Source organism: Streptomyces sp. NPDC002888 (genome assembly GCF_042888465.1).
GTDB lineage: Bacteria > Actinomycetota > Actinomycetes > Streptomycetales > Streptomycetaceae > Streptomyces.
This window is the reverse complement of sequence record NZ_JBIAPU010000010.1, coordinates 69,460-90,858: the sequence shown is the minus strand read 5'-3', so window position 1 is coordinate 90,858 and position 21,399 is coordinate 69,460. Positions and strand designations below refer to the sequence as shown.

Below are 21,399 nucleotides of genomic sequence, written 5' to 3'. Positions count from 1 at the left end.
GTCAGTCCTCCCAGTCGCCGTCCCGGTCGCCCTTGCGGCGCCGGGCGCCGAACAGGCCGGGGTTGGTACGGGCGGCCTGCACCACGTTGACCCCGACGATGCCCAGCCAGGAGATCAGCAGCCCGGGCAGGTGCGCGGTGCCGGCGCCGATCGCGGACAGCGGCATCGCCAGGACCAGCGAGACGATGCCGAAGCCGAAGCGCTCGCCCCAGGAGTCGGTGGGCCTCGGCGACCGGGAGTCGCGGGCCGTCGTCATCTGCTGCTCGGCGAGCTGGCGCCGCACCCGGCGGTCGACCGCGCCGTCGATGCGCTCGTCGACCTTCTCCAGGAACGAGTCGACCAGTGCCGACTCGTACTCCTCGCCCAGTTCCCTGCGGGCCTGCAGGGTGGCGTTGAGTTCCTTCTTCAGGTCGGCGTCCCGCGCGTCCATACCGATCTCCCATCCCGTCATGTCACTCACGGTAGGGAGTGAGGGCGCCCGCCGCACTGGGGATATCCCCCGGATTCCCTCTCCGGTCCGCCGGGCCGTGCGCCGCCGGCGGTTCGCCTGTATAACGGCATACAGAGTTGATGGTGCCTGAATAGGTCGAGGGGGAGCACGTGATGGGCGTGACCGACAGCCCAGCCGCACGGCTGCAGGCGCTCTTCGAGGGGCGCCGGCTCACGCCGACCCAGCGGCGCATCGCCCACTGCATGGTGCGCCGCGCCGCCGACGTGCCGTTCCTGTCCAGCGTGGAGCTGGCCGAGCTGGCCGGGGTCAGCCAGCCGTCGGTGACCCGGTTCGCGGTCGCCCTCGGCTTCGACGGCTACCCGGCGCTGCGCCGGCACCTGCGCGAGGTCGCGCCCACGGAACAGACGGCGCAAACGGCCGCGTACAACGAGTACCAGCAGGCCGTCGAGGCCGAGATCGAGAACCTCCGCCACCTGGCGGAGCTGCTGGCCGACCCGATGCCGGTGCGCAGGGCCGGGCAGGTCCTGGCCGCCAGTCGCCCGCTGCCCGTGCTGGGGCTGCGCGCCGCGGCCTCCCAGGCGTACGGCTTCGCCTACTTCGCCGCCAAGGTCCATCCGGACGTACGGCTGCTCAACGAGGGCGGCACGATGATCCACGACCGCATCGACGCGGCCGTCCGGGCCGGCGCATCAGCGCTGCTGTGCTTCGCGCTGCCGCGCCACCCCCGCGAGGTCGTGGACACCCTCGGCTACGCCCGTGAGGCGGGGCTGACCGTTGTCACCGTCGCCGACTCCGCCTTCGCGCCGGTCGCCAAGGCCTCCGACCTGTTGCTGCCCGCCGCCGTCGGCACCGGGCTCGCCTTCGACACGGCGTGCGCGCCGATGCTGCTCGGCCGCGTACTCCTGGAGGCGATGTGCGACGACCTGCCGGACGCGCAGGCACGCCTGGAGGAGTTCGACGCGAGGGCGGCGGCGCGCGGGCTGTTCGTCGAGTGAGGACATGATCCGCCGGACAGGCCCTGAGGCGCTCTCAGACTCGTCTCACCTTCGCTCGCTAGTCTGCGCGGCCAGAAAGGCTGTGCCGAGGCGAGTGGGAGGCGGAACGTGGCACGCGGAGGTCAGGGGCTGGCTCGGGTGGCGGTCGTGGTACGGGCCGGGGCGGCGCCCTTGTGGTGGCTCGGAGTGTTCGGGGCGGGCATCGGGGTGCTGGTGCCCGGCATCACCGGCCGGCGGATCGGGGTCCTGGCGGGGGCCGCGCTGTTCCTCCTCGCCCTCGCCGTCGTGGCCGTGCGCCGCCGCGGGCGGTACACCGACCTGGCCCGTTCGGCGGCCCGCGCGGGCAAGCACGACGTGCTCCAGGATCGTGCGGTGACCGTGCGCAACTGGCGTCGGGGGCACCTCTGGTGGTTGCTGCTCGCCTTCGCGGCCGCGCTCGGCAGCGCGTTCGCCGTACCGGCGGCCGGTGGCATGCTGCTGGCCGGGTGCGGGGCCGGTCTGCGGCTGAAGGCCGCGTGGCTCGGGCGGCGCGAGCGGGCCGAGGACACGCTGCTGTGGGTGCGCGTCGACTGGCTCGACCAGCGCGGCGGACGCCCGGCCGGCAAGGCCGTCAAGGCGTACCGCGGTACGGGCGTCGCGGCGGGCGACGCGGCCCCGGGCGGGGCCCGGCGCCGCACCGCCGCGCTGGTCTGAGCGCCGTCAGACCTCCAGGTCCTCCTCGATCTTCCGCAGCTGGTGCCGGGCCATCGCCAGGTTGGCCCGGGTGGAGTCCAGGACCAGATAGAGGAAGAGGCCGTTGCCGCCACGGCCCTTGAGGAGCCGGATCAGGTGGTACTGGCCGGACAGGGTGATCAGGATGTCGTCGATCTCGGCCTTCAGGCCGAGGTGCTCCATCGTGCGCATTTTGGCGCGTACGACATCGGTGTTGCCGGCGGCGGCGACATTGAGGTCGAAGCTCTTGCTGCCGCCCAGCGTGCCCAGCGCCATCCCGCTGGTGTAGTCGACGAGCGCGGCGGCTGTGGCGCCCTCGATGGAGGCGAGCGCTTCCTTCAGCGCGGTCTCGGTGTTGGCCATGGTGGTTACCTCATTTCCTGTCAACTGTCGGTTGTCGTACGCGCGTTGGTCGCAGTGGTGCGCGAGGCGCGCGTGGTTCTGGTCCGGGTGGGAGCCGGCCTGACGGCCACGCTCTCGGCGGCCGCCGCCCGGGCGGCGATCTCGGCGTCCACCAGCTCCCCGATGCGGGCGCCGGCGCGGCGGCCCTCCAGGTGCAGGCGGCCCACGTTGACGCGGTCCTCGGCGAGGAGCGTCAGCACGGCGGTGCGGCCCGCCGCGTACGTCGCGACGTAGCCGGAGGCGCCGCGTACGAGCAGTTCGCGCAGGTCGCCCCGGCCGGTCGCGTCCGCCATCCGCACCGCCACGCCGAGCGCTGCCGCGGTCAGGGCGGCCACGTGGTCCGGTTCGATGCCGGGTGTGTCGTGGGCGAGGACGAGCCCGTCCACGCTGGCGGCGAGGGCGCCGTTGAGCTGGGGCATACGGGATCTCAGTCGGCGCAGTTCGTCGAGTATCTGGGGCTCGGCCGCCATCGGGTTACTCCTCTCGGCACGCGGGCTTTGCCGTTCAAAGGGCCTCCAGCGCATCCCTGAGCCTCTTCAGCAGGGTGATGTCGGGGTCGGTGACGACGGGCAACGGGCTTGGGGCGGGTGGTGGGGCGTGCGGGGCCACGAGCCCCGCCGCCGCCAGGCGTCGTACGTCCACCAGCGTGTGGAACGTGGGCCGGCCGAGCTCCCGCGCGATGTCCGGCGCCGAACGCGCGCCGTCCACCAGGGCCAGGACCACCGTCTGCCGGGGCGGCACCGCGGGGGCGGGGCCGGGGTCGGTGCGGACCAGCGGCGCGCTGTCCGCCCACGGGTCCGGCCAGATGCGGTGCAGCAGCTCGCGGCGGCGCAGCGTCTCGCGCTCCACGGCGGCCACCGGCACCGGTCGTACCGGGCCGAGCCAGTGCCCGGTGCCGTAGCGGAAGCGGCCCGGGGCGCTGCTGGGGGCCAGCGCGAAGTACGCGGCGTCGTACAGCGCCCCCAGGTGGCACAGCTCCAGCGTCCCCCGGGTGACGCGCCGGGCGTCGAGCAGGAGACGTCCGGCGCCGTGCCGCTCGTCGGCCCGGTCCGCCGCCTGCCGCCAGCTCTCGGCGTCGAGGGTGCCGTGCGCCGTGAGGAGGACGTCGAGGCCGGGGGCCAGCGGGCTCTCCGCGTGCACCACATGGCCGTCGGCGAGGTAGAGCGTGCCGCGTTCGCGGACCAGGACACCGGTGGCCCGCTCGGCCGCGAGCCGGGTCAGCATGGGGGAGAGGCCAGTGACCACGTGCTCGTCGGCCGTCGTCTTGTTCCGCACCGGCAGCCGGGGCGGCGGGGTCGTCCCGACCACGGTCATCCCAGCACCAGCCGTCCGGCCATCTCGCCCAGCCGGATGCGGGCCAGCGCCAGGTTGCCGTCCGCGCGGCCCAGCCACAGGTGCAGGAACACACTGCTGTCGAACGACGTCGGCACGAACCGCAGCAGGTGGTAGCTGTCCCGGTTGCTGATGATCAGGTCCTCGACGGGGGGATCCGAGGGGCCCGCCTCCCCGGCGGCGTCACCGGGCGCGAACGCCCGCTGCTCGGCCGCCAGCCGCGCCAGCTCCGCGGCCTCGGCGGCCGACGCCTCGTGGTCGCCGCCCGGGGCGTCCCCGACCGTGCCCAGGGCCAGTCCGCTCGTCCAGTCGACCAGCGATGCGCCCAACGCACCGGGCAGCCGCATGGCCTCCAGTAGGCACTCGTCGATTCCGGGCACCGTCGCTCCCCTCCCGCCTGGGGTTCGGCTGAGTGACAGTGAAACTACGCAACGTGTGTGCGGCGGGTGAGTCTTCTGGCAATTTCCAGTGGAACATGCGCCCAACGGCTAACATGGGTCAACTGACGTCGTTTTCAACCCAGTTGATCACGTAGCAAACGTGCAGGTCACCGGCGTACGTCAAGGGCGCCCGGGCGTCGGCAGGGTGGTGAGCGCCAAGGCGTGCGCCCCTCCCGACTCGGCCACGATCTCCTCCGGCGTCTGCGGCTCGCGCACCGTCGCGAAGGCGACACCCCCGACCCCGTCCGGAGCGAAGCCGTAAATCCCGGGCCGGGCGAGGGAGTTGTACCCGTAGTGGTGCGCGAAGTAGTACGCACCCGTGTCCAGTGCCACCGCGTAGTCACCCTGTTCGAGGAGCGGCAGCGCGCATCCCCGGGCCAGCAGGTCGCCCGCGAAACAGGCGGGGCCCGCCACGTCCTGCACGACCGCGGGCCCCTCCTTGGGCCGCCCCTTCGCGTCGTACGCGGCGATCCTCAACGGCCAGGCCCCCGGCACGTACACCGTCCGTGTCGCGACCTGCACGCCCGCGTGTGTGACCGCGACCGGCCGCCCGCCCGCGCTCTTGGCGTACTCCACCCGCGCCACCACCGTCCCGTGCTTCGCCAGCAGTGACCGCCCGAACTCGGTCACCAGCCCGTACCGCCCGTCGAACAGGCCCGGCACCGCCTCGCTCAACAGCCGCGCGTACTGGGCGTACGTCGGCGTCGTCACGTCCGAGCCGAAGTTCACCGGCAGCCCGCCGCCGATGTCGATCGTGTCGATCTGCTGCCGCCCGATCCGCCGGTTGATCTCCTCGGCGAGCGCGTACGTCTCCGCGATGCCCTGCGCCATCAGCGACAGCGGAACGCCCTGCGACCCGGTGTGCGCGTGCATCCGGGTCAGCCACGGCCGCTCCATGTACGCCCGTACGACCCACTCCCGCGCCCCCTCGTCGCGCAGCGCCACCCCGAACTTCGAGGTCGCCGTGGCCGTCGACAGTGCCTCGATGGAACCGGCACCGACCTGCGGGTTCACCCTGATCCCCAGCGGGGAGCGGCTCGCGGCCATGGGGGCACATCCCACGCCTTTCGGGCCGTGGGGGAGCATCAGGCCGTCGATGCGGTCCAGCTCCTGCGGATTGTCCACGTTGACGGCGATCCCCAGGGCCAGCGCCTCGCGCAGCTCGGCCGGGGTCTTGGCGGGGGAGTCGAGCACCGTCATGCCCGGCGGCAGTCCCGCCGCCCGCGCCAGCGCCAGCTCGCCCGGGCTCGCCACCTCCGCGCCGATCCCCGCCTCGCGCAGCAGCCGCAGCACCGGCACCAGCGGGGTCGCCTTCACCGCGAAGGCGTGCAGCACCGGCGTCCCGGGCGCCACGACCGCGTCGAACGCCGCCCGCAGCGCCGCCGCCGACTCCCGGATACCGGTGACGTCGAGCAGGCCCACCAGCGGTGCGCCGGGCCCGAGCAGCCCCTGCTCCACGGCGGCCCGCACCGCCTCGTCGCGTCGCGCCGCCCGTGCCTGGCCCGCCCCGTTGCCGTCGCCCACCGTGTCCCCCATCCGTTTCGTTCCCGTGCTCACACATCCAGCCAAACACCCACGACGCGGGCGCGCTGGCGCCCCGATGTATTGACTAGGTCTATTCAGGAAGTCAGGATGTGAATAACTCGTGCAACCTCCAGGAGGCAGACCATGTCAGGACCCCGCCCCGTACGAGCGCCGCGCGGTACGGAACTGAGCGCCCTGGGATGGCAGCAGGAAGCCGCCCTGCGGATGCTGCAGAACAACCTCGACCCCGAGGTCGCCGAACACCCCGACAAGCTCGTCGTCTACGGCGGCACCGGCAAGGCGGCCCGCGACTGGCGCTCCTTCGACGCCATGGTCCGCACGCTGCGCACCCTGAAGCAGGACGAGACCATGCTCGTCCAGTCGGGCCGCCCCGTCGGCGTCATGCAGACCCACGAGTGGGCCCCGCGTGTCCTCATCGCCAACTCCAACCTCGTCGGCGACTGGGCCAACTGGGAGGAGTTCCGCCGCCTGGAGGCTCTCGGCCTGACCATGTACGGCCAGATGACCGCCGGCTCCTGGATCTACATCGGCACCCAGGGCATCCTCCAGGGCACCTACGAGACCTTCGCCGCCGTCGCCGCGAAGCTGCATTCAATGGGTAAAGGGGTTGGCGGCACCCTCGCCGGCACGATCACCCTCACCGCCGGCCTCGGCGGCATGGGCGGCGCCCAGCCGCTCGCCGTCACCATGAACGACGGCGTCGCCCTCTGTATCGACTGCGACCCCCGGGCCATCGAGCGACGCATCGAGCACCGGTACCTCGACGTGAAGGCCGACTCGCTCGACCACGCGCTCCAGCTGGCCGTCGAGGCCCGTGACCAGCGCAGGCCGCTGTCCATCGGCGTCCTCGGCAACGCGGCCGACCTCCTCCCGCAGCTCCTCGCCATGGGCGCCCCCATCGACATCGTCACCGACCAGACCTCGGCCCACGACCCCCTGGCCTACCTGCCGACCGGCGTCGCCTTCGAGGACATGGCCTCCTACGCCGCGAAGGACCCGGCCGGCTTCACCACCCGCGCCCGCGAGTCGATGGCCCGGCACGTCGAGGCGATGGTCGGCTTCCTGGACGCCGGCGCGGAGGTCTTCGACTACGGCAACTCCATCCGGGGTGAGGCGCAGCTCGCCGGGTACGACCGGGCGTTCGCCTTCCCCGGCTTCGTGCCCGCCTACATCCGGCCACTGTTCTGCGAGGGCAAGGGGCCCTTCCGCTGGGCCGCGCTGTCCGGCGACCCCGCCGACATCGCCAAGACCGACAAGGCGATTCTGGAGCTGTTCCCGGAGAACGAGTCCCTCGCCCGCTGGATCAAGCTGGCGGGGGAGCGGGTCCACTTCCAGGGCCTGCCCGCGCGCATCTGCTGGCTCGGCTACGGCGAGCGGGACAAGGCCGGTGAGCGGTTCAACGACATGGTCGCGAGCGGCGAGCTGGCCGCTCCGCTGGCGATCGGGCGGGACCACCTGGACTGCGGGTCGGTGGCTTCTCCCTACCGTGAGACGGAGGCCATGCTCGACGGCTCCGACGCGATCGCCGACTGGCCGTTGCTGAACGCGATGGTGAACGTGGCGTCGGGTGCGTCGTGGGTCTCCCTCCACCACGGGGGCGGCGTCGGGATGGGGCGGTCCATCCATGCCGGGCAGGTGACGGTGGCCGACGGTACGAAGCTGGGCGGGGAGAAGATCCGGCGGGTGCTGACGAATGATCCCGGGATGGGTGTGATTCGGCATGTGGATGCCGGGTACGACATCGCGGAGTCGGTGGCGGACGAGCGGGATGTGCGGGTGCCTATGCGTGAAGGTGAAGGGACGTGAGTGGGGTCGACGGTGACCGTCCGGTGGGGGCCGAGGGCTCGTCGCCGGGCGCGGGTCCGGCTGTGCCCACCCGTTCCTTCCTGCGTAACGACTGCCCACAGCCTGTACCGACTGGCGGTTCCTTCCACTCCATGTGGCGCGAGCTGCTCCCCATCGGCCGGCATCCCGACTCCCACGGCTACCGGCGCTTCGCTTGGACCTCTGCCGACGCCGACTGCCGAACCTGGTTCCAGGAGCAGGCCCGGGCTCGCGGGTTGACCTATGAGGTCGACCGGAACGGGAATCAGTGGGCCTGGCTCGGGGATCCCGCCCAAGGGGATGCCGTCGTCACCGGGTCGCATCTCGACTCCGTGCCCGATGGCGGGGCCTTCGACGGGCCCCTCGGGGTCGTGTCCTCCTTTGCCGCCCTCGATGAACTCCGCGCGCGGGACGTCACGTTCACCAGGCCCCTCGCCATCGTCAACTTCGGTGACGAGGAGGGTGCCCGGTTCGGGCTCGCCTGTGTCGGGTCGCGGCTGACCGCCGGTCAGCTCACCGTCGGGCAGGCGCACAAGCTGACCGACGGGGACGGGGTCACGCTGCCCAAGGCCATGGAAGCCGCCGGATACGACCCCGACGGCATCGGCGCGGACCCCGAGCGGCTCGCCTGCATCGGTGCGTTCGTCGAGCTGCACGTCGAGCAGGGGCGGGCCCTCGACCTGTCCGGTGACCGGGTCGGTATCGCGAGTGCCATCTGGCCGCACGGGCGCTGGCGGTTCGACTTCCGGGGCGAGGCCAACCACGCCGGCACCACCCGGCTCGTGGACCGGCGCGACCCGATGCTGTCCTACGCCGAGACCGTCCTGGCCGCCCGCCGCGAGGCACAACTCGCCGGTGCCGTCGCCACCTTCGGCAAGATCGCCGTCGAGCCCAACGGCGTCAACGCCATCCCCTCCCTGGTCCGCGGCTGGCTCGACTCCCGCGCCGCCGACCAGGAAACCCTCGACGCGGTGGTCGCGGGCGTGGAGGAGGCGGCGCGCGCCCACGCGCAGGAACAGGGCGTCGACCTCGACGTGGTCCGGGAGTCCTTCACGCCCGTCGTGGAGTTCGACCACGCCCTGCGCGACGAACTCGCCCGCATCCTCGGCAAGCAGACGGCACTCGACGTGCCGGTCCTGGGTACCGGTGCCGGACACGACGCCGGGATCCTCTCCGGGAGCATCCCGACCGCCATGCTGTTCGTGCGCAACCCCACCGGTGTCTCGCACTCCCCGGCCGAGTTCGCGGCCGAGGACGACTGCGTCGCCGGGGTCCTCGCACTCGCCGACGTACTGGAAGGACTGGTCTGCCCGTGACGCAGACGTACTGGCTGGAGCACGCCTGGCTCGACACCCACGTCGAGCCGGGCGTGACCCTGGAGATCAGCGACGGCCGCATCACCGATGTCCGCACGGGCACCGACACCCCGCCCCCGGGCGCCGAGATCCTGCGCGGGCTCACCCTGCCCGGCCTCGCCAACGCACACAGCCACGCCTTCCACCGCGCCCTGCGCGGCACCGTCCAGGTCGGCTCCGGCACCTTCTGGACCTGGCGTGAGGTCATGTACACCACGGCCGACCGGCTCACCCCGGAGAACTACCACGCGCTCGCCCGCGCCGTGTACGCGGAGATGGCGCTGGCGGGCGTCACCTGCGTCGGCGAGTTCCACTACGTGCACCACGCCTCCGGCGGCACCCCGTACGCCGACCCCAACGCGATGGGCGAGGCCCTCATCGCGGCCGCCGCCGACGCCGGTGTCCGCATCACCCTCCTCGACACCGCCTATCTCTCCTCCGGCTTCGGACAGCCGCCCAACACCCACCAGCTCCGCTTCTCCGACGGCAGCGCGGACGCCTGGGCCGAACGCTGTTCAGTTCTCAAGGAACGGGATCACGCACGGATCGGGGCGGCGATCCACTCCGTACGGGCCGTGCCCGCCCAGCAGTTGGCGACCGTCGCGCAGTGGGCCGAGGAGCGGCGGGCCCCGCTCCACGTGCACCTCTCCGAGCAGACCGCCGAGAACGACGCCTGCCGCGAAGCACACGGCCGCACACCGACGCAGCTCCTCGCCGATCACGGCGTCCTCGGGCCGCGCACCACCGGCGTCCACAACACGCACCTCACGGACACGGACATCGCGCTGATCGGCGGCAGCGGGACCGGCACCTGCATGTGCCCGACGACGGAGCGGGACCTGGCGGACGGCATCGGCCCGGCCGCCGCCCTTCAGCGGGCCGGCTCCCCGCTCTCCCTCGGCTCCGACAGCCACGCCGTGATCGACCTGCTCGAAGAGGCACGCGCGATGGAGCTGAACGAGCGCCTGCGCACCCGCAGCCGGGGCCACTGGACGGCCGCCGCCCTGCTGAGGGCCGCCTCCGCCGAGGGCCACGCCGCCCTCGGCTGGGACGACGCGGGCATCCTGGAGCCGGGCGCACGCGCCGACTTCACGACGATCGCGCTCGACTCGGTCAGGACAGCAGGGCCGCTTCCGCGGCTCGGGGCCGAGACGGCTGTATTCGCCGCGTCGGCAGCGGACGTGTCGCATACGGTCGTGGGAGGCCGGCACGTCGTACGCGACGGGGTCCACTGCCTCGTACCGGATGTGCCGAAAGCCCTCGCGGACGCCGTCGCAGCCCTGCGCGGATGACCCTGGGCCGCCCCGCCGCGCGGCCCGCCTCCGCCCCCGAACCCCACCCCACCGCCGACCAGGCCAGCAAGGACGCCATGAGCAACGCGACGACCGACAGTCCCGCCCACTCCGCGAGCACCGCAAGCACGCTCATCACCAACATCGCCGCCCTGGTCACCAACGACCCCTCCCTCGGTGACAATTCCCCCCTCGGACTGGTCCAGGACGCGGCCGTCGTCATCGAAGGCGACCGCATCGCGTGGACCGGTGATCAAAGCAAAGCACCCGCCACTGACAATCGGGTCGACGCGGGCGGCCGGGCCGTCCTGCCGGGCTTCGTGGACTCCCACTCCCACCTGGTCTTCGCCGGTGACCGCACGCAGGAGTTCAACGCCCGCATGTCCGGCCGGCCCTACAGCGCGGGCGGTATCCGTACGACCGTCGCCGCCACCCGCGCCGCGACGGACGCCGAGCTGGAGGCGAACCTCACGCACTACCTCGCCGAGGCCCTCCGTCAGGGCACGACCACCTTCGAGACCAAGTCCGGCTACGGCCTGACCGTCGAGGACGAGGCCCGCGCGCTGCGTATCGCCGCCGCCCACACCGACGAGGTCACCTACCTCGGCGCCCACATCGTCTCCCCGGACCACGCCGACGACCCTGCCGCCTATGTGGCGCTGGTCACCGGAGAGATGCTCGACGCCTGCGCCCCGTACGCCCGGTGGATCGACGTCTTCTGCGAGAAGGGCGCCTTCGACGGCGACCAGGCCCGCGCGATCCTCACCGCGGGCAAGGAGAAGGGCCTGCACCCCCGCATCCACGCCAACCAGCTGTCCTACGGCCCCGGCGTCCAGCTCGCCGTGGAACTCGACGCGGCCAGCGCCGACCACTGCACCCATCTGACGGATGCCGACGTCGACGCCCTGGCCAACAGCGGCACGGTCGCCACGCTCCTCCCCGGAGCCGAGTTCTCCACGCGCGCCGAGTGGCCGGACGCCCGTCGTCTCCTCGACGCGGGTGCCACGGTCGCCCTCTCCACGGACTGCAACCCGGGCTCGTCCTTCACCTCGTCCGTGCCGTTCTGCATCGCGCTCGCCGTCCGGGACATGCGCATGACCCCGGACGAGGCCGTCTGGTCGGCCACGGCGGGCGGCGCGGCGGCCCTGCGACGCGACGACATCGGCCGCCTCAGCCCCGGCGCCCGCGCCGATCTGACCCTCCTGGACGCCCCGAGCCATGTCCACCTGGCCTACCGCCCCGGCGTCCCGCTGGTGTCGCAGGTGTGGCGCAGGGGCGTACGGGTCGCCTGATCCGCCTGCCCATGAGCGCTACGGGGGAGCGCCGAGGCAGGTCGGCAAGGCTGTGGGGTTTTGTTGCTCCGTGTCGGGTTACTCCTCGACTGTGAGTCCCTTCCGCAGGCGTACGAGCGTCCGCGACAGCAGTCGCGAGACATGCATCTGGGAGATGCCGAGCTCGTCGCCGATCTCCGACTGGGTCATGTTGGCGACGAAGCGAAGGGAGAGGATCTTTCTGTCCCTCTGCGGGAGTTCGGCGATGAGCGGCTTCAACGACTCGACGTACTCGATGCCTTCGATTCCGTGGTCCTCGTAGCCGATCCGGTCCGCGAGCGCGCCCTCGGAGTCGTCCTCCTCGGGCTGGGCGTCCAGGGAGGAGGCGGTGTACGCGTTCGACGCCGCCATGCCCTCGACGACCTCGTCCCTGGACAGGCCCAGGCGCTCCGCGAGTTCCTGGACCGTGGGGGCTCGGTCCAGTTTCTGGGCGAGCTCGTCGCCGGCCTTGGCCAGGTCGAGCCGGAGTTCCTGCAGCCGGCGCGGGACGCGCACGGACCACGAGGTGTCGCGGAAGAAACGCTTGATCTCGCCGACGATGGTTGGCATCGCAAACGTGGGGAACTCGACTCCACGGGACAGCTCGAAGCGGTCGATCGCCTTGATCAGGCCGATGGTGCCGACCTGGATGATGTCCTCGAGCGGTTCACTGCGGGAGCGGAAGCGGGAGGCGGCGAACTTGACCAGGGCGAGGTTGAGTTCGACGAGGGTGTTGCGAACGTACGAATATTCGTGAGTGCCTTCCTCGAGTGACTCCAGCCGCTCGAAGAGGGTCTTGGACAGGGCCCGTGCGTCGACGGGTCCGACCTCGTCGTACGGGGGTATCTCCGGAAGTCCGGACAGGAAGTTGTCGTGCTCGGCGTGTGTGCCGTGGTCCTGTTCGATGGGATTCAGATGTTCCGGAGGGGGTGTCGACGTCGCCGTCTGGGTATGCGAGGCGTCGAGCCGGGGTGACATGATGTCCTCCATCGTTCTCGGCATATGGCTGCCGGAGCCAGTTCGTGCACTGCGGTGTGCGGCGCCTCCAAAGCCGGCCGTGTCGGTTACGTGTACTTACTAGCCCTACCCGCTTTCCCGAGCCCCTCGCAAGTGCGTTTCGTTCGCAAATGTCCGTTTGTGGGTGGTTGTTCGGGTGTCGGAGTGTGTGAGGAAGGCGTAGTGTTCGAGGGCGTCAGTCAGCAGCCACGACCTCGGGAGAGAGACGGCATGGACCACGGGACGGTCGGCAGCGCACAGTCGGGCCGGCTTCTGGTGGAGGTGCGGCAAGAAGGCTCCAGCGCCGTCGTGACTCCGGCAGGTGAGTTGGATCACCACACGGCCGATTTGTTGCGTGAACCACTTGAGGACTGCCTCGACAAGGGCTTCAGTCGGCTGGTCGTCGACTGTTCACGGCTGGAGTTCTGCGACTCCACCGGATTGAACGTACTGCTCGGCGCCCGGCTGAAGGCGGAGGCCGCCGGAGGCGGGGTGCATCTCGCTGGGATGCTGCCCGTGGTGGCCCGGGTCTTCGAGATCACCGGGGCGGACGCGGTCTTCACCGTGCACGACACGGTCGAGGCGGCCCTGGCCGGCGACGCCGGCTGACCCGGCGGACGGGACGGTGAGGCGCCCGGCCGTCGTGCCTGCTCATCGCCGTTCCCCTGGCACTCGTACGACGGTGCGTCCCCTACGTCACACCATCGGCGCCGAAAAGAGGGGTGTTCTGCCGGTTCGCACGGGCAGGAGACATCCTGAACATGTCGGCGGCAAGGTGACGGGAGGACGCGGTACCGGCGTTCCGGCGCCAGAATCGAGGACGGCCGGCCGTGAATCCGGGAGGATCGGCGGCGGACCGGGCCGGAACCGTGTGTACTGCAAGAGCCGTGTGTACTGACTGACCGGACAGAATGACTTTTGAATCGTGAACTGGTGAATCGGTGAGGTGAAGCGCTGATGAGCACCACCCGGCCTTACTCGCCGGGCTCCCCCGAGCCCAGCGGCGCTTCCGGGGCGTTCCAGGGAGGCGGCGCGCCGGGGTCCGGGGCGACCCCGGGGAGCGTGCCGGGGGGCGGTGTGTCCGGCGACGGCACGGCCGTGCCGTCCGTCCCGTCGGGGGCGCCGGGGGCCGTGGAGACATCAGGCGGACCGGGGGCGACCGCGGCGCCGGGCCCGACCGGAACGCCCTCGACCGGAGCGGCATCGCCGGGCCGGCAGGTCCGCCGGCTGAGCTTCGACGGCGCGAGCGGCGTCGTCCCGCTCGCCCGCGACTTCGCCCGCCAGGCGCTGTACGCGTGGGGCTGGCTGCCCGCCGCGACCGCCGACCAGCGGGCCGCCGCCGAGGACGTGCTGCTCGTCGTGTCCGAGCTGGTCACCAACGCCTGCCTGCACGCCGAGGGACCGGACGAGCTGCAGATCGGCTGCGACAACAAGGTGATCCGCGTCGAGGTCTCCGACCGCGGCACCGGCCAGCCGGCCCCCCGGACCCCCCACCGCGCCGGCCGCCCCGGCGGCCACGGCATGTTCATCGTGCAGCGCCTCTGCCTGGACTGGGGCGTCGTCCGCACCCCCGGCGTGGCGGGCAAGAAGGTCTGGGCGGAACTGGGCGCCCCGGCGTAACACCTCCGGCGCTTCACGGGAGCCCGCACCGCCCTACGCCTGCCGGCGCCACCCGCACATGCCGCACCACCCTGCGCCTGCCGGCGTCGCCGCGCACGCCGCGTCGCCGCGCACGCGCCGCACCGCCCTGCGTGCCCGCGCCGTCCCGCCGGTATCCGCGTGGCTCGCCAGGCGTCCGTGGAGTCGGCTGAACTGCGCCCGCTCGGCCCCGGGATGCAGGCGCCGCCCGGTGTGGCACATCCGACAACCGCATGCCGCACCGCACCGGCCTTGCAGACGCTCGCGCACTCGTCAGCCCGGCACATCCCCTCGGGCTGTCCCGATCCCCGTCCCGCACCCACCCCGGATGCCCACAACTCCGGCCCGCCCCGTGTCTTCCTTCCTCACGTACCCGGGCGTACCTTGACGGCCCGATCTGATGTGCCGTCAGGAATGAGGGGACCGTGTCGTATCAGAAGCGAACCGCCTCGCTCGCGACTGTCGCGGCCCTGGCCGGCTCGGCGGTGTGGGGGGCCGCCCCGGTGGCCCGGGCCGAGGTCGTCGACGTCAACTACGCCTGCAAGACGCCCATCGGCGACAAGAGCGCCGTCTCGCCCATCGACATCAAGGGCGTAAAGAGCGGCTCCGGCTACAAGATCACCATGTCCTGGCAGAAGGGCGTCTCGTCCAGCCCCGTCGAACTGGGCAAGGGCGCGATGAACCCGAGCGCCACCGTCAAGCTGGGCGGCGCCGACAGCGGCACCCTGGCCGTCACCGGCTCCGCCAACCAGGCCGCGATCCCGGCCGACACCCCGATCAAGATCAGCGACCTGTCGGGCACGTACACCCCGAAGAAGACCGGCAAGGTCACCTTCACGGCCGGTGTGCTCACCATCAAGGCCCTCGGTACGACCACGACGTGCACCCCCACCAACAACCCCGGTGCCTCCCTCACCCTCGATGTGACGGCGGCGTCCGGCGGCGGCTCGGGGGGCGCCCCACAGAGCGGCGGAACCGGGAGCGGCGGCGACTCCGGCGCCGAGCTCCCGCAGACCGGCCCCGAGGACTCCGCCGTCGCCCTCGGCACGCTCGGCGGCACCGTGCTCCTCGCGGGCGCCGCGGGTGCCCTGTGGCTGACCCGCCGCAACCAGACGGCGCGCGCACACCGCTGACCACCGTCGACACGACCGCCGGAGCTGACACGACCGCCGGAGTCGCTCCGACCACCGGAGCCGACACGACCGCTGGAGCCGCCGATGCCGTACGCCGCCCGTGTCCTGCTCCTGGCCGCGCTGTGCGTCCTGGGCACGACCCCCGCCGCCACCGCAGCCGACGGCTGGTCCCTCGCGCCCTCCGGCAGCGGGCGGCCGTCCTTCTACGCGGAGGGCGCGCCCGGGACGGTCCTGCGGGACACGGTGTCCGTGACCAACCGGGACACGCGACCGGTCACCGTACGGCTGACCGGCACCGGCGTGCCGGTCGCCTTCGCCGAGACCGCCGTACGGATCCCCGCCCGCACCCGCGCCGACGTCCCCTTCACCGTGACCGTCCCCGCCGGGAGCGCGCCCGGCGACCGTACGGGCGCGATCGTCGCCCGGGATGCCGACGGCCGGCGGGGCGGCGTACGGCTGCTGCTGCGGACCGGCGGGCCCGAACTGTCCGCGCTGACCGTGGAACGCGTGGCCGTGCGCGGCGACCGCATCACGTACGAGCTGGTCAACCGGGGCACCACGGCACTCGTACCGAGGCTCGCGGTGCGCGCGGACGGCATGCTCGGCCGGGTCCTCGACCGCGCCCCGCGCACCCTGCCCGTCGAACTCGCCCCGGGCAGCCGCCTGAAGCTCGACGAGCCGTGGCCCGACCGGCCCGCCCTGGACGCGGTCGACGTCCGGCTGACGGTGACGGCGGCGGGCGGCGCGCACGACACGGCCCGGACCTCCGCGCGGTTCGTGCCGTGGGGCGCGGTGGCGGGCACCGCGGCCGGCGCCCTGCTCCTCGTGGCAGCCGGGGCCTCGCGGCGGCGCGGGGGTCGTGAGCCGGCGGAGCAAGCGCCCGGATCCCCGCGTGCGGAAGCCGAGTTGACGGGAGCGGTGACGTGAGCGGGAAGCTGCGGATCGCGACCGCGCTGGCGGCGGTGCTCGCGCTGCTCCTTTTGCCCCTGGCGGGGACGGCCGCGGCGGACGGGCCGACCGTGAAGCTGTCCGAGGCGCAGGCGGGGACCGGGGGTTCGATCACCGTCAGCGGTAGTGGCTGGCCTCCGCGGGCGCTGCTGATGATGCTGGTCTGCGGGCAGTCCGTGCCCTCGCGCGGTGTGCCCGGCGGTACCAACTCCTGCGCCAACGCGGACGGCCGGGCCGTCACCACCGACTCCGACGGACGGTTCAGCAGAAAGCTGCCGGTGACCGAACCGCCGGTGCCGTGCCCCTGTGTGGTGCACGTGGCGACCGTGACGGGGGCGAAGGCGGAGGCGGACGCCGTCTTCCAGGTCGCCGGGCACCCGGTCGAGCCGCTGCCCGCGCAGACGACCGGCGGGCGCCTCTCCGTGCTCACCGACACCCGGCTCGAAGGCTCCAGCGGGCTGCTGACCTGGTTCGGGGCGCCACCGGCCCGCACGCTCGTCCTCACCGTCGGCAACGTCGGTTCCGGCACCGTGAAGAACCCCGTCTTCCAGGTCGGCACCGCGCACGGCGTGTTCGCCCCGCAGTGGCAGGAACAGCAGTGGCGCGGCACCCTCGCACCCGGCGCGAAGGCACGGATCAGACTGCCGGTCGAACTCACGGCCGGGGCGCACGGCGACTACACGGTGTCGCTGAAGTACGGCGGGAAAGTCCTCGCCGAGCAGCCGTGGGGCGTCGGCCGCCCCTGGGGCGTGACCCTGTTCTGGATCCTGCTCTGCCTGGTCGTGCCGACAGCCCTCTTCCGCATCGGGATGGCCGTGGTGGACCGGGTCCGGCCCCGGAGGCCGGGGCCCGGCGGGGTACGCCGGCCGCGGCCCGGTGGTGTCCGGCACCGCGGCCCGCGCCTGCCCGAACGCACCCTGCGCCTGCCGAGGTTCGGCGCCGCCGACAGCGCGTCCCCGACGACCTCGACCCTGCCGTGGTTCACCCCGGACTCCGACCCGGGCACGGCCGGCCGGCTCACCGCACCGCACGACGACAGCCCGACGAGTCCTACGACTCCCACCACGAAGGGACCCATGTGAGAACGCGAAGGAGAGCGGGCGCGGCGGGCGTCGCGCTGGCGTGCGGCGGCGCGGCCGTGCTGCTGGGAGTGGCCGTGGCCGCCCCGGCACAGGCCGCCGAGGTGTCGTACGCGACCAAGTGCATCCCGCCGGCCGGCATCGGCCTGCCCGATATCGAGGGCACCACCAAGGTCGAGATCACCGCACCGGCGACGGCGAAGGTCGGCGACACCGTCGACATCGTCTGGAAGTTCACCCAGGCCGCCTCGAAGAACCCCGACATCATCGACCTGCCCGCGAACTCGGTCCAGCCGTCCGGCACCCTCAAGGCGGCCGGCGCGCAGGCCGCGGACGTCGCGATGCAGGGGCCGCGCGAGAACCCGGCGATCCCCAAGGGCGGCGCCATGGTGCTGTCCGACATGAAGGGCACGCTGAAGGTCACGACGGCGGGGCAGGTGACGCTGACACCGGACGCGTACGTGGTCAACGCCATGGGGACCGACACCAAGTGCGCGCCGACACAGGCCGTGCAGCCGGCGGCGACCATCACGGTCACCGAAGGGAGCAGCGGCACGCCGAGCACCACGCCCGATCCGACGGGCTCGCCCTCGACCTCGCCGACCCCGTCCGGCACGCCCAGCGGATCGGCGAGCCCGTCGCCGACCACGAGCGCGAGCGACAGCGGGCAGACCGACTTCACCGGCAAGGAGGTCCAGGTCCCCTACGCCTGCAAGACGCCCATCGGCAACAAGGAGGCGACCTCACCGGTCCAGATCAACGCCAAGAAGAACGGCGGGAGTTACGGCCTCACCGTGAAGTTCGGGAAGTCCGTGATGGACAGCCCGGCCAACATCCCCAAGGGCTCGGTCGAGCCGTCGATGCAGGTCGTCCTGGGCGGCGCCGACAGCGGGACGGTGCAGGTGACGGGCCCGGCCAACGCGGCGGACATCAAGGCGGGCGACCCGATCGAGATCCCCGACCTGACCGGCACCTACAAGCCGGGCGCGAACGGAAAGTCGACGCTGTCGCCCGGTGTCCTGACGATCAAGGCTCTCGGCACGACCACGACCTGCACCCCGAAGAAGTCGGAGGTCTCCCTGACCCTCGACACCACCGAGCAGCCCGGCGGCGCCTCCGGCGGCTCCTCGACCTCGGGCGGCTCCTCCGGGAGTTCGGGTGGTACGTCGACCTCGGGCGGCCTCGCCGAGACCGGCGCCGGCGACCACGGCACCCTCAAGGCCCTCGCGCTGGTCGCCGGCACGGCGGTTCTCCTGGGTGGCGCGGTCTTCACGTTCCTGCCGGGCAGGCGCACGCGCTGAGGAACACCCCGTACAGCTGAGGAACACCCCCTACCAACGCCAGGAGGGCCACCGCACCCCGAGGATGCGGTGGCCCTCCGTGGGAACGTCGCCTCAGTTGACGTCGCCCATGAGCTCCTTGACCCGCTTGCGGTACATCCACACCGCCACGCCGGCGATGACGGCGAGGGCCGCCTCCAGCGCCACGATGCCCGACCTGTTGAGGTCGACGCCCGCGATGGAGAGCAGGCCGGTCGTGGCGTCACCGGCGGTGACGGCGAGGAACCAGACGCCCATCATCTGGGAGGCGTACTTCGCGGGAGCCATCTTCGTCGTGACGGACAGGCCGACCGGGGAGACGGTCAGCTCACCGACGGTCTGGACGAAGTAGATCGCCACCAGCCACAGCGCGGCCGCCTTGTGACCGCCCTCGGCGATCGACAGCGGCGCGAGGAACAGGAAGAACGACGTACCGATCAGGAGCAGGCCCATCGTGAACTTCACGGCCGTGCTCGGCTCCTTGCCGCGCCGCGCCAGCGCCAGCCACGCCCAGGCGAAGACCGGAGCCAGCGCCATGATCATGACCGGGTTGACCGACTGGTACCAGGAGACCGGGAAGTCCCAGCCGAAGACGGTGTTCTTCGCGGACGACTCGGCGAACAGCGACACCGTCGAGCCGCCCTGGTCGTAGATCATCCAGAACACGGCCGCGGCCACGAAGAACCAGATGTACGCGGACATCTTCGACTGCTCGACGCGGTCCAGTTCCTTGTCCCGCTTGATGCGGGCGATGACCAGGACCGGAATGATCACACCGGCGAGGGTGATCGGGACCAGCAGCCAGTTCAGCGTGTAGTGGCCCGAGAAGCCGACGATCGCGTAGAAGACGATCGCGACGCCCGCCCACAGCGCCGACTTGCGCAGCGTGGCCGCCTTCTCCTCGGCCGACAGCGGCGTCGGGACGACGTTCGAGCGCGCGTCCAGGTGGCGGCTGCCGAGCAGGAACTGGGCGAGACCCAGCGCCATGCCGAGCGCGGCGAGCGCGAAGCCCAGGTGCCAGTTGACGTTCTCACCGATGGTGCCGATGACCAGCGGGGCCGCGAAGGCGCCGAGGTTGATGCCGATGTAGAAGATCGTGAAGCCACCGTCGCGGCGCGGGTCCTGCGGGCCGTCGTAGAGGTGGCCGACCATCGTGGAGATGTTGGCCTTCAGCAGACCGGAACCGATCGCGACCAGACCGAGGCCGGCGTAGAACGTGCCGGAGTTCGGCAGGGCCAGGGTCAGGTGGCCCAGCATGATGACCGCGCCCGCGACGGCGACCGTCTTGCGGGGGCCGAGGACACGGTCCGCGAACCAGCCGCCGGGGAGGGTGAGCAGGTACACGAGGGACAGGTACACCGAGTAGATCGCGGTGGCCGATCCCGCGCTCAGGTGCAGCCCGCCCGGTGCCACCAGGTACAGCGGGAGCAGGGCCCTCATGCCGTAGTAGGAGAAGCGCTCCCACATCTCGGTCATGAAGAGAGTGGCCAGTCCTCGTGGGTGGCCGAAGAAGGTCTTCCCGGATCCGGGGGTGCCCGGGCGGACCGAGTCCTTCGTCAGGCTGGACGGCATGGTCGTTCCTTGCTGGGGGGCTTTCCTTTCGAGGCCGACGGTCGCCGGCCCCGCACACAAAAGAGACCTTCAGCGTCAGATGAGCGCCAAAGGTCCCCACGGTGCTACAGGCGTAGATTCACCATACGACAGCACACTGCCGGATATGGAAGGACTTGAGACAGGGATCACAGGGGATCATGGAACCTGGGCGCTGTTTCGAAGGTCCCTACCAGGATGACACCCCGCGACCGTAGGTCCGTACCAAGATCGCGGCGGGTGATGCGGGGGGTCCGTGAGGGATCTGTGCGCTGGTGTGTCCGGCATGTCCCTCGGTAAGAAACAGAGGCGCCGATCACACCTCTGAGTGACCACCGGGCGGACTACCATCAGCTCATGACCCGTGTACTGCTCGCCGAGGACGACGCGTCCATCTCGGAGCCGCTGGCCCGCGCACTGCGCCGGGAAGGTTACGAGGTCGAGGTCCGCGAGGACGGCCCGACGGCACTCGACGCCGGCATCCAGGGCGGCATCGACCTGGTCGTGCTGGACCTCGGCCTGCCCGGCATGGACGGTCTCGAGGTGGCTCGCCGCCTGCGCGCCGAGGGGCACACCATCCCCATCCTCATCCTGACCGCGCGTGCCGACGAGGTGGACACCGTGGTCGGCCTCGACGCGGGCGCCGACGACTACGTCACCAAGCCCTTCCGGCTCGCCGAGCTGCTCGCCCGCGTCCGGGCCCTGCTGCGGCGCGGCGCCGCCGAACCGCAGCAGCCACCCGCCACCCACGGCGTGCGCATCGACGTCGAGTCGCACCGCGCGTGGATGGGCGACGAGGAGCTCCAGCTCACCGCCAAGGAGTTCGACCTGCTGCGGGTCCTGGTGCGGGACGCGGGCCGGGTCGTCACCCGCGACCAGCTGATGCGCGAGGTCTGGGACACCACCTGGTGGTCGTCGACCAAGACCCTCGACATGCACATCTCCTGGCTGCGCAAGAAGCTCGGCGACGACGCGGCGAACCCCCGCTACATCGCGACCGTGCGCGGCGTGGGCTTCCGCTTCGAGAAGAGCTGAGCCC

General features: G+C 71.9%; 21 protein-coding genes. 13 read left to right on the top strand and 8 right to left on the bottom strand.

Going from position 1 to position 21,399, the window contains the following annotated elements; all coding sequences use genetic code 11:
- Nucleotide 1 precedes the first annotated feature (1 nt).
- Nucleotides 2-430 (bottom strand): hypothetical protein, encoded by a 429-nt coding sequence (locus tag ACFYWX_RS18140; protein ID WP_389425195.1) that lies wholly within the window; start codon nucleotides 428-430, stop codon nucleotides 2-4.
- 173 nt (nucleotides 431-603) lie between these two features.
- Here ACFYWX_RS18140 and ACFYWX_RS18135 point away from each other — a divergent pair, with 173 nt between their 5' ends.
- Together ACFYWX_RS18135 and ACFYWX_RS18130 are read left to right on the top strand one after the other, a co-directional pair.
- Nucleotides 604-1,446 (top strand): MurR/RpiR family transcriptional regulator, encoded by an 843-nt coding sequence (locus ACFYWX_RS18135; RefSeq protein ID WP_389425028.1) that lies wholly within the window; start codon nucleotides 604-606, stop codon nucleotides 1,444-1,446.
- 108 nt (nucleotides 1,447-1,554) lie between these two features.
- Nucleotides 1,555-2,139 (top strand): hypothetical protein, encoded by a 585-nt coding sequence (locus tag ACFYWX_RS18130; RefSeq protein ID WP_389425027.1) that lies wholly within the window; start codon nucleotides 1,555-1,557, stop codon nucleotides 2,137-2,139.
- Between the two features lie 6 nt (nucleotides 2,140-2,145).
- Here the strand turns inward: ACFYWX_RS18130 and ACFYWX_RS18125 are convergent, their stop codons facing one another.
- The 5 genes from ACFYWX_RS18125 to ACFYWX_RS18105 all read right to left on the bottom strand — a co-directional run bounded on the left by ACFYWX_RS18125 (nucleotide 2,146) and on the right by ACFYWX_RS18105 (nucleotide 5,867).
- Nucleotides 2,146-2,520 (bottom strand): hypothetical protein, encoded by a 375-nt coding sequence (locus ACFYWX_RS18125; RefSeq protein ID WP_389425026.1) that lies wholly within the window; start codon nucleotides 2,518-2,520, stop codon nucleotides 2,146-2,148.
- Nucleotides 2,521-2,540: 20 nt separating this feature from the next.
- Nucleotides 2,541-3,029 (bottom strand): roadblock/LC7 domain-containing protein, encoded by a 489-nt coding sequence (locus tag ACFYWX_RS18120; protein WP_389425025.1) that lies wholly within the window; start codon nucleotides 3,027-3,029, stop codon nucleotides 2,541-2,543.
- A 34-nt stretch (nucleotides 3,030-3,063) separates the two neighbouring features.
- Entirely contained in the window at nucleotides 3,064-3,873 is an 810-nt protein-coding gene (locus ACFYWX_RS18115) for a transcriptional regulator (protein ID WP_389425024.1), read from the bottom strand.
- Entirely contained in the window at nucleotides 3,870-4,271 is a 402-nt protein-coding gene (locus tag ACFYWX_RS18110) for a hypothetical protein (protein WP_389425023.1), read from the bottom strand. Before ACFYWX_RS18110 ends, ACFYWX_RS18115 begins: the two co-directional genes overlap by 4 nt.
- Nucleotides 4,272-4,451: 180 nt before the next feature.
- A complete protein-coding gene (locus ACFYWX_RS18105) occupies nucleotides 4,452-5,867 on the bottom strand; it encodes a diaminopimelate decarboxylase (protein ID WP_389425022.1) in 1,416 nt (471 codons plus the stop codon).
- 132 nt (nucleotides 5,868-5,999) lie between these two features.
- On the opposite strand from ACFYWX_RS18105, the gene hutU reads away from it, so the two are divergent.
- The 4 genes from hutU (at nucleotide 6,000) to hutI (ending at nucleotide 11,639) form a co-directional block, all read left to right on the top strand.
- Nucleotides 6,000-7,682: a urocanate hydratase gene (gene hutU / locus ACFYWX_RS18100; protein ID WP_389425021.1), complete on the top strand. Its 1,683-nt coding sequence runs from the start codon at nucleotides 6,000-6,002 to the stop codon at nucleotides 7,680-7,682.
- A 131-nt stretch (nucleotides 7,683-7,813) separates the two neighbouring features.
- Nucleotides 7,814-9,016, top strand: coding sequence for an allantoate amidohydrolase (locus tag ACFYWX_RS18095; protein WP_389425194.1), 1,203 nt, complete (start codon nucleotides 7,814-7,816; stop codon nucleotides 9,014-9,016).
- On the top strand, nucleotides 9,007-10,347 hold the full coding sequence (locus tag ACFYWX_RS18090; RefSeq protein ID WP_389425193.1) for a formimidoylglutamate deiminase: 1,341 nt from the start codon (nucleotides 9,007-9,009) through the stop codon (nucleotides 10,345-10,347). Before ACFYWX_RS18095 ends, ACFYWX_RS18090 begins: the two co-directional genes overlap by 10 nt.
- Nucleotides 10,344-11,639, top strand: coding sequence for an imidazolonepropionase (hutI, locus tag ACFYWX_RS18085; protein WP_389425020.1), 1,296 nt, complete (start codon nucleotides 10,344-10,346; stop codon nucleotides 11,637-11,639). The genes ACFYWX_RS18090 and hutI overlap by 4 nt, the downstream gene beginning before the upstream one ends.
- Nucleotides 11,640-11,717: 78 nt before the next feature.
- Here hutI and ACFYWX_RS18080 read toward each other — a convergent pair whose 3' ends face one another.
- Nucleotides 11,718-12,635: an RNA polymerase sigma factor SigF gene (locus ACFYWX_RS18080; protein WP_389425019.1), complete on the bottom strand. Its 918-nt coding sequence runs from the start codon at nucleotides 12,633-12,635 to the stop codon at nucleotides 11,718-11,720.
- 249 nt (nucleotides 12,636-12,884) lie between these two features.
- On the opposite strand from ACFYWX_RS18080, the gene ACFYWX_RS18075 reads away from it, so the two are divergent.
- The 6 genes from ACFYWX_RS18075 to ACFYWX_RS18050 all read left to right on the top strand — a co-directional run bounded on the left by ACFYWX_RS18075 (nucleotide 12,885) and on the right by ACFYWX_RS18050 (nucleotide 18,752).
- A complete protein-coding gene (locus ACFYWX_RS18075) occupies nucleotides 12,885-13,262 on the top strand; it encodes an STAS domain-containing protein (RefSeq protein ID WP_133928635.1) in 378 nt (125 codons plus the stop codon).
- Between the two features lie 348 nt (nucleotides 13,263-13,610).
- Entirely contained in the window at nucleotides 13,611-14,273 is a 663-nt protein-coding gene (locus ACFYWX_RS18070; protein WP_389425018.1) for an ATP-binding protein, read from the top strand.
- Nucleotides 14,274-14,716: 443 nt separating this feature from the next.
- Complete coding sequence (locus ACFYWX_RS18065) at nucleotides 14,717-15,424, top strand: LPXTG cell wall anchor domain-containing protein (protein WP_389425017.1); 708 nt, start codon at nucleotides 14,717-14,719, stop codon at nucleotides 15,422-15,424.
- 84 nt (nucleotides 15,425-15,508) lie between these two features.
- Nucleotides 15,509-16,351, top strand: coding sequence for a hypothetical protein (locus ACFYWX_RS18060; protein ID WP_389425016.1), 843 nt, complete (start codon nucleotides 15,509-15,511; stop codon nucleotides 16,349-16,351).
- Nucleotides 16,348-17,454: a hypothetical protein gene (locus ACFYWX_RS18055; protein ID WP_389425015.1), complete on the top strand. Its 1,107-nt coding sequence runs from the start codon at nucleotides 16,348-16,350 to the stop codon at nucleotides 17,452-17,454. The genes ACFYWX_RS18060 and ACFYWX_RS18055 overlap by 4 nt, the downstream gene beginning before the upstream one ends.
- Nucleotides 17,451-18,752, top strand: a complete 1,302-nt coding sequence (locus ACFYWX_RS18050) for a hypothetical protein (protein WP_389425014.1) — start codon at nucleotides 17,451-17,453, stop codon at nucleotides 18,750-18,752. Before ACFYWX_RS18055 ends, ACFYWX_RS18050 begins: the two co-directional genes overlap by 4 nt.
- A gap of 93 nt (nucleotides 18,753-18,845) precedes the next feature.
- On the opposite strand, the gene ACFYWX_RS18045 is transcribed toward ACFYWX_RS18050, so the two are convergent.
- Nucleotides 18,846-20,342: an oligopeptide:H+ symporter gene (locus ACFYWX_RS18045; protein ID WP_389425013.1), complete on the bottom strand. Its 1,497-nt coding sequence runs from the start codon at nucleotides 20,340-20,342 to the stop codon at nucleotides 18,846-18,848.
- 375 nt (nucleotides 20,343-20,717) lie between these two features.
- Between ACFYWX_RS18045 and ACFYWX_RS18040 the strand changes: the two genes are divergently transcribed.
- Nucleotides 20,718-21,395 carry a response regulator transcription factor gene (locus ACFYWX_RS18040; protein WP_037677291.1) on the top strand — a complete coding sequence of 226 codons (678 nt, stop codon included), beginning with the start codon at nucleotides 20,718-20,720 and terminating at the stop codon, nucleotides 21,393-21,395.
- The last annotated feature ends 4 nt before the right edge of the window (nucleotides 21,396-21,399 follow it).

Coding starts and splice junctions, on each gene's coding strand:
- ACFYWX_RS18080 (WP_389425019.1), bottom strand. CDS start 12,635: ATGTCACCCCGGCTCGACGCCTCGCATACCCAGACGGCGACGTCGACA.
- ACFYWX_RS18075 (WP_133928635.1), top strand. CDS start 12,885: ATGGACCACGGGACGGTCGGCAGCGCACAGTCGGGCCGGCTTCTGGTG.
- ACFYWX_RS18115 (WP_389425024.1), bottom strand. CDS start 3,873: ATGACCGTGGTCGGGACGACCCCGCCGCCCCGGCTGCCGGTGCGGAAC.
- ACFYWX_RS18095 (WP_389425194.1), top strand. CDS start 7,814: ATGTGGCGCGAGCTGCTCCCCATCGGCCGGCATCCCGACTCCCACGGC.
- ACFYWX_RS18120 (WP_389425025.1), bottom strand. CDS start 3,029: ATGGCGGCCGAGCCCCAGATACTCGACGAACTGCGCCGACTGAGATCC.
- ACFYWX_RS18040 (WP_037677291.1), top strand. CDS start 20,718: ATGACCCGTGTACTGCTCGCCGAGGACGACGCGTCCATCTCGGAGCCG.
- ACFYWX_RS18140 (WP_389425195.1), bottom strand. CDS start 430: ATGGACGCGCGGGACGCCGACCTGAAGAAGGAACTCAACGCCACCCTG.
- hutU (WP_389425021.1), top strand. CDS start 6,000: ATGTCAGGACCCCGCCCCGTACGAGCGCCGCGCGGTACGGAACTGAGC.
- hutI (WP_389425020.1), top strand. CDS start 10,344: ATGACCCTGGGCCGCCCCGCCGCGCGGCCCGCCTCCGCCCCCGAACCC.
- ACFYWX_RS18045 (WP_389425013.1), bottom strand. CDS start 20,342: ATGCCGTCCAGCCTGACGAAGGACTCGGTCCGCCCGGGCACCCCCGGA.
- ACFYWX_RS18135 (WP_389425028.1), top strand. CDS start 604: ATGGGCGTGACCGACAGCCCAGCCGCACGGCTGCAGGCGCTCTTCGAG.
- ACFYWX_RS18070 (WP_389425018.1), top strand. CDS start 13,611: ATGAGCACCACCCGGCCTTACTCGCCGGGCTCCCCCGAGCCCAGCGGC.
- ACFYWX_RS18105 (WP_389425022.1), bottom strand. CDS start 5,867: ATGGGGGACACGGTGGGCGACGGCAACGGGGCGGGCCAGGCACGGGCG.
- ACFYWX_RS18060 (WP_389425016.1), top strand. CDS start 15,509: ATGCCGTACGCCGCCCGTGTCCTGCTCCTGGCCGCGCTGTGCGTCCTG.
- ACFYWX_RS18125 (WP_389425026.1), bottom strand. CDS start 2,520: ATGGCCAACACCGAGACCGCGCTGAAGGAAGCGCTCGCCTCCATCGAG.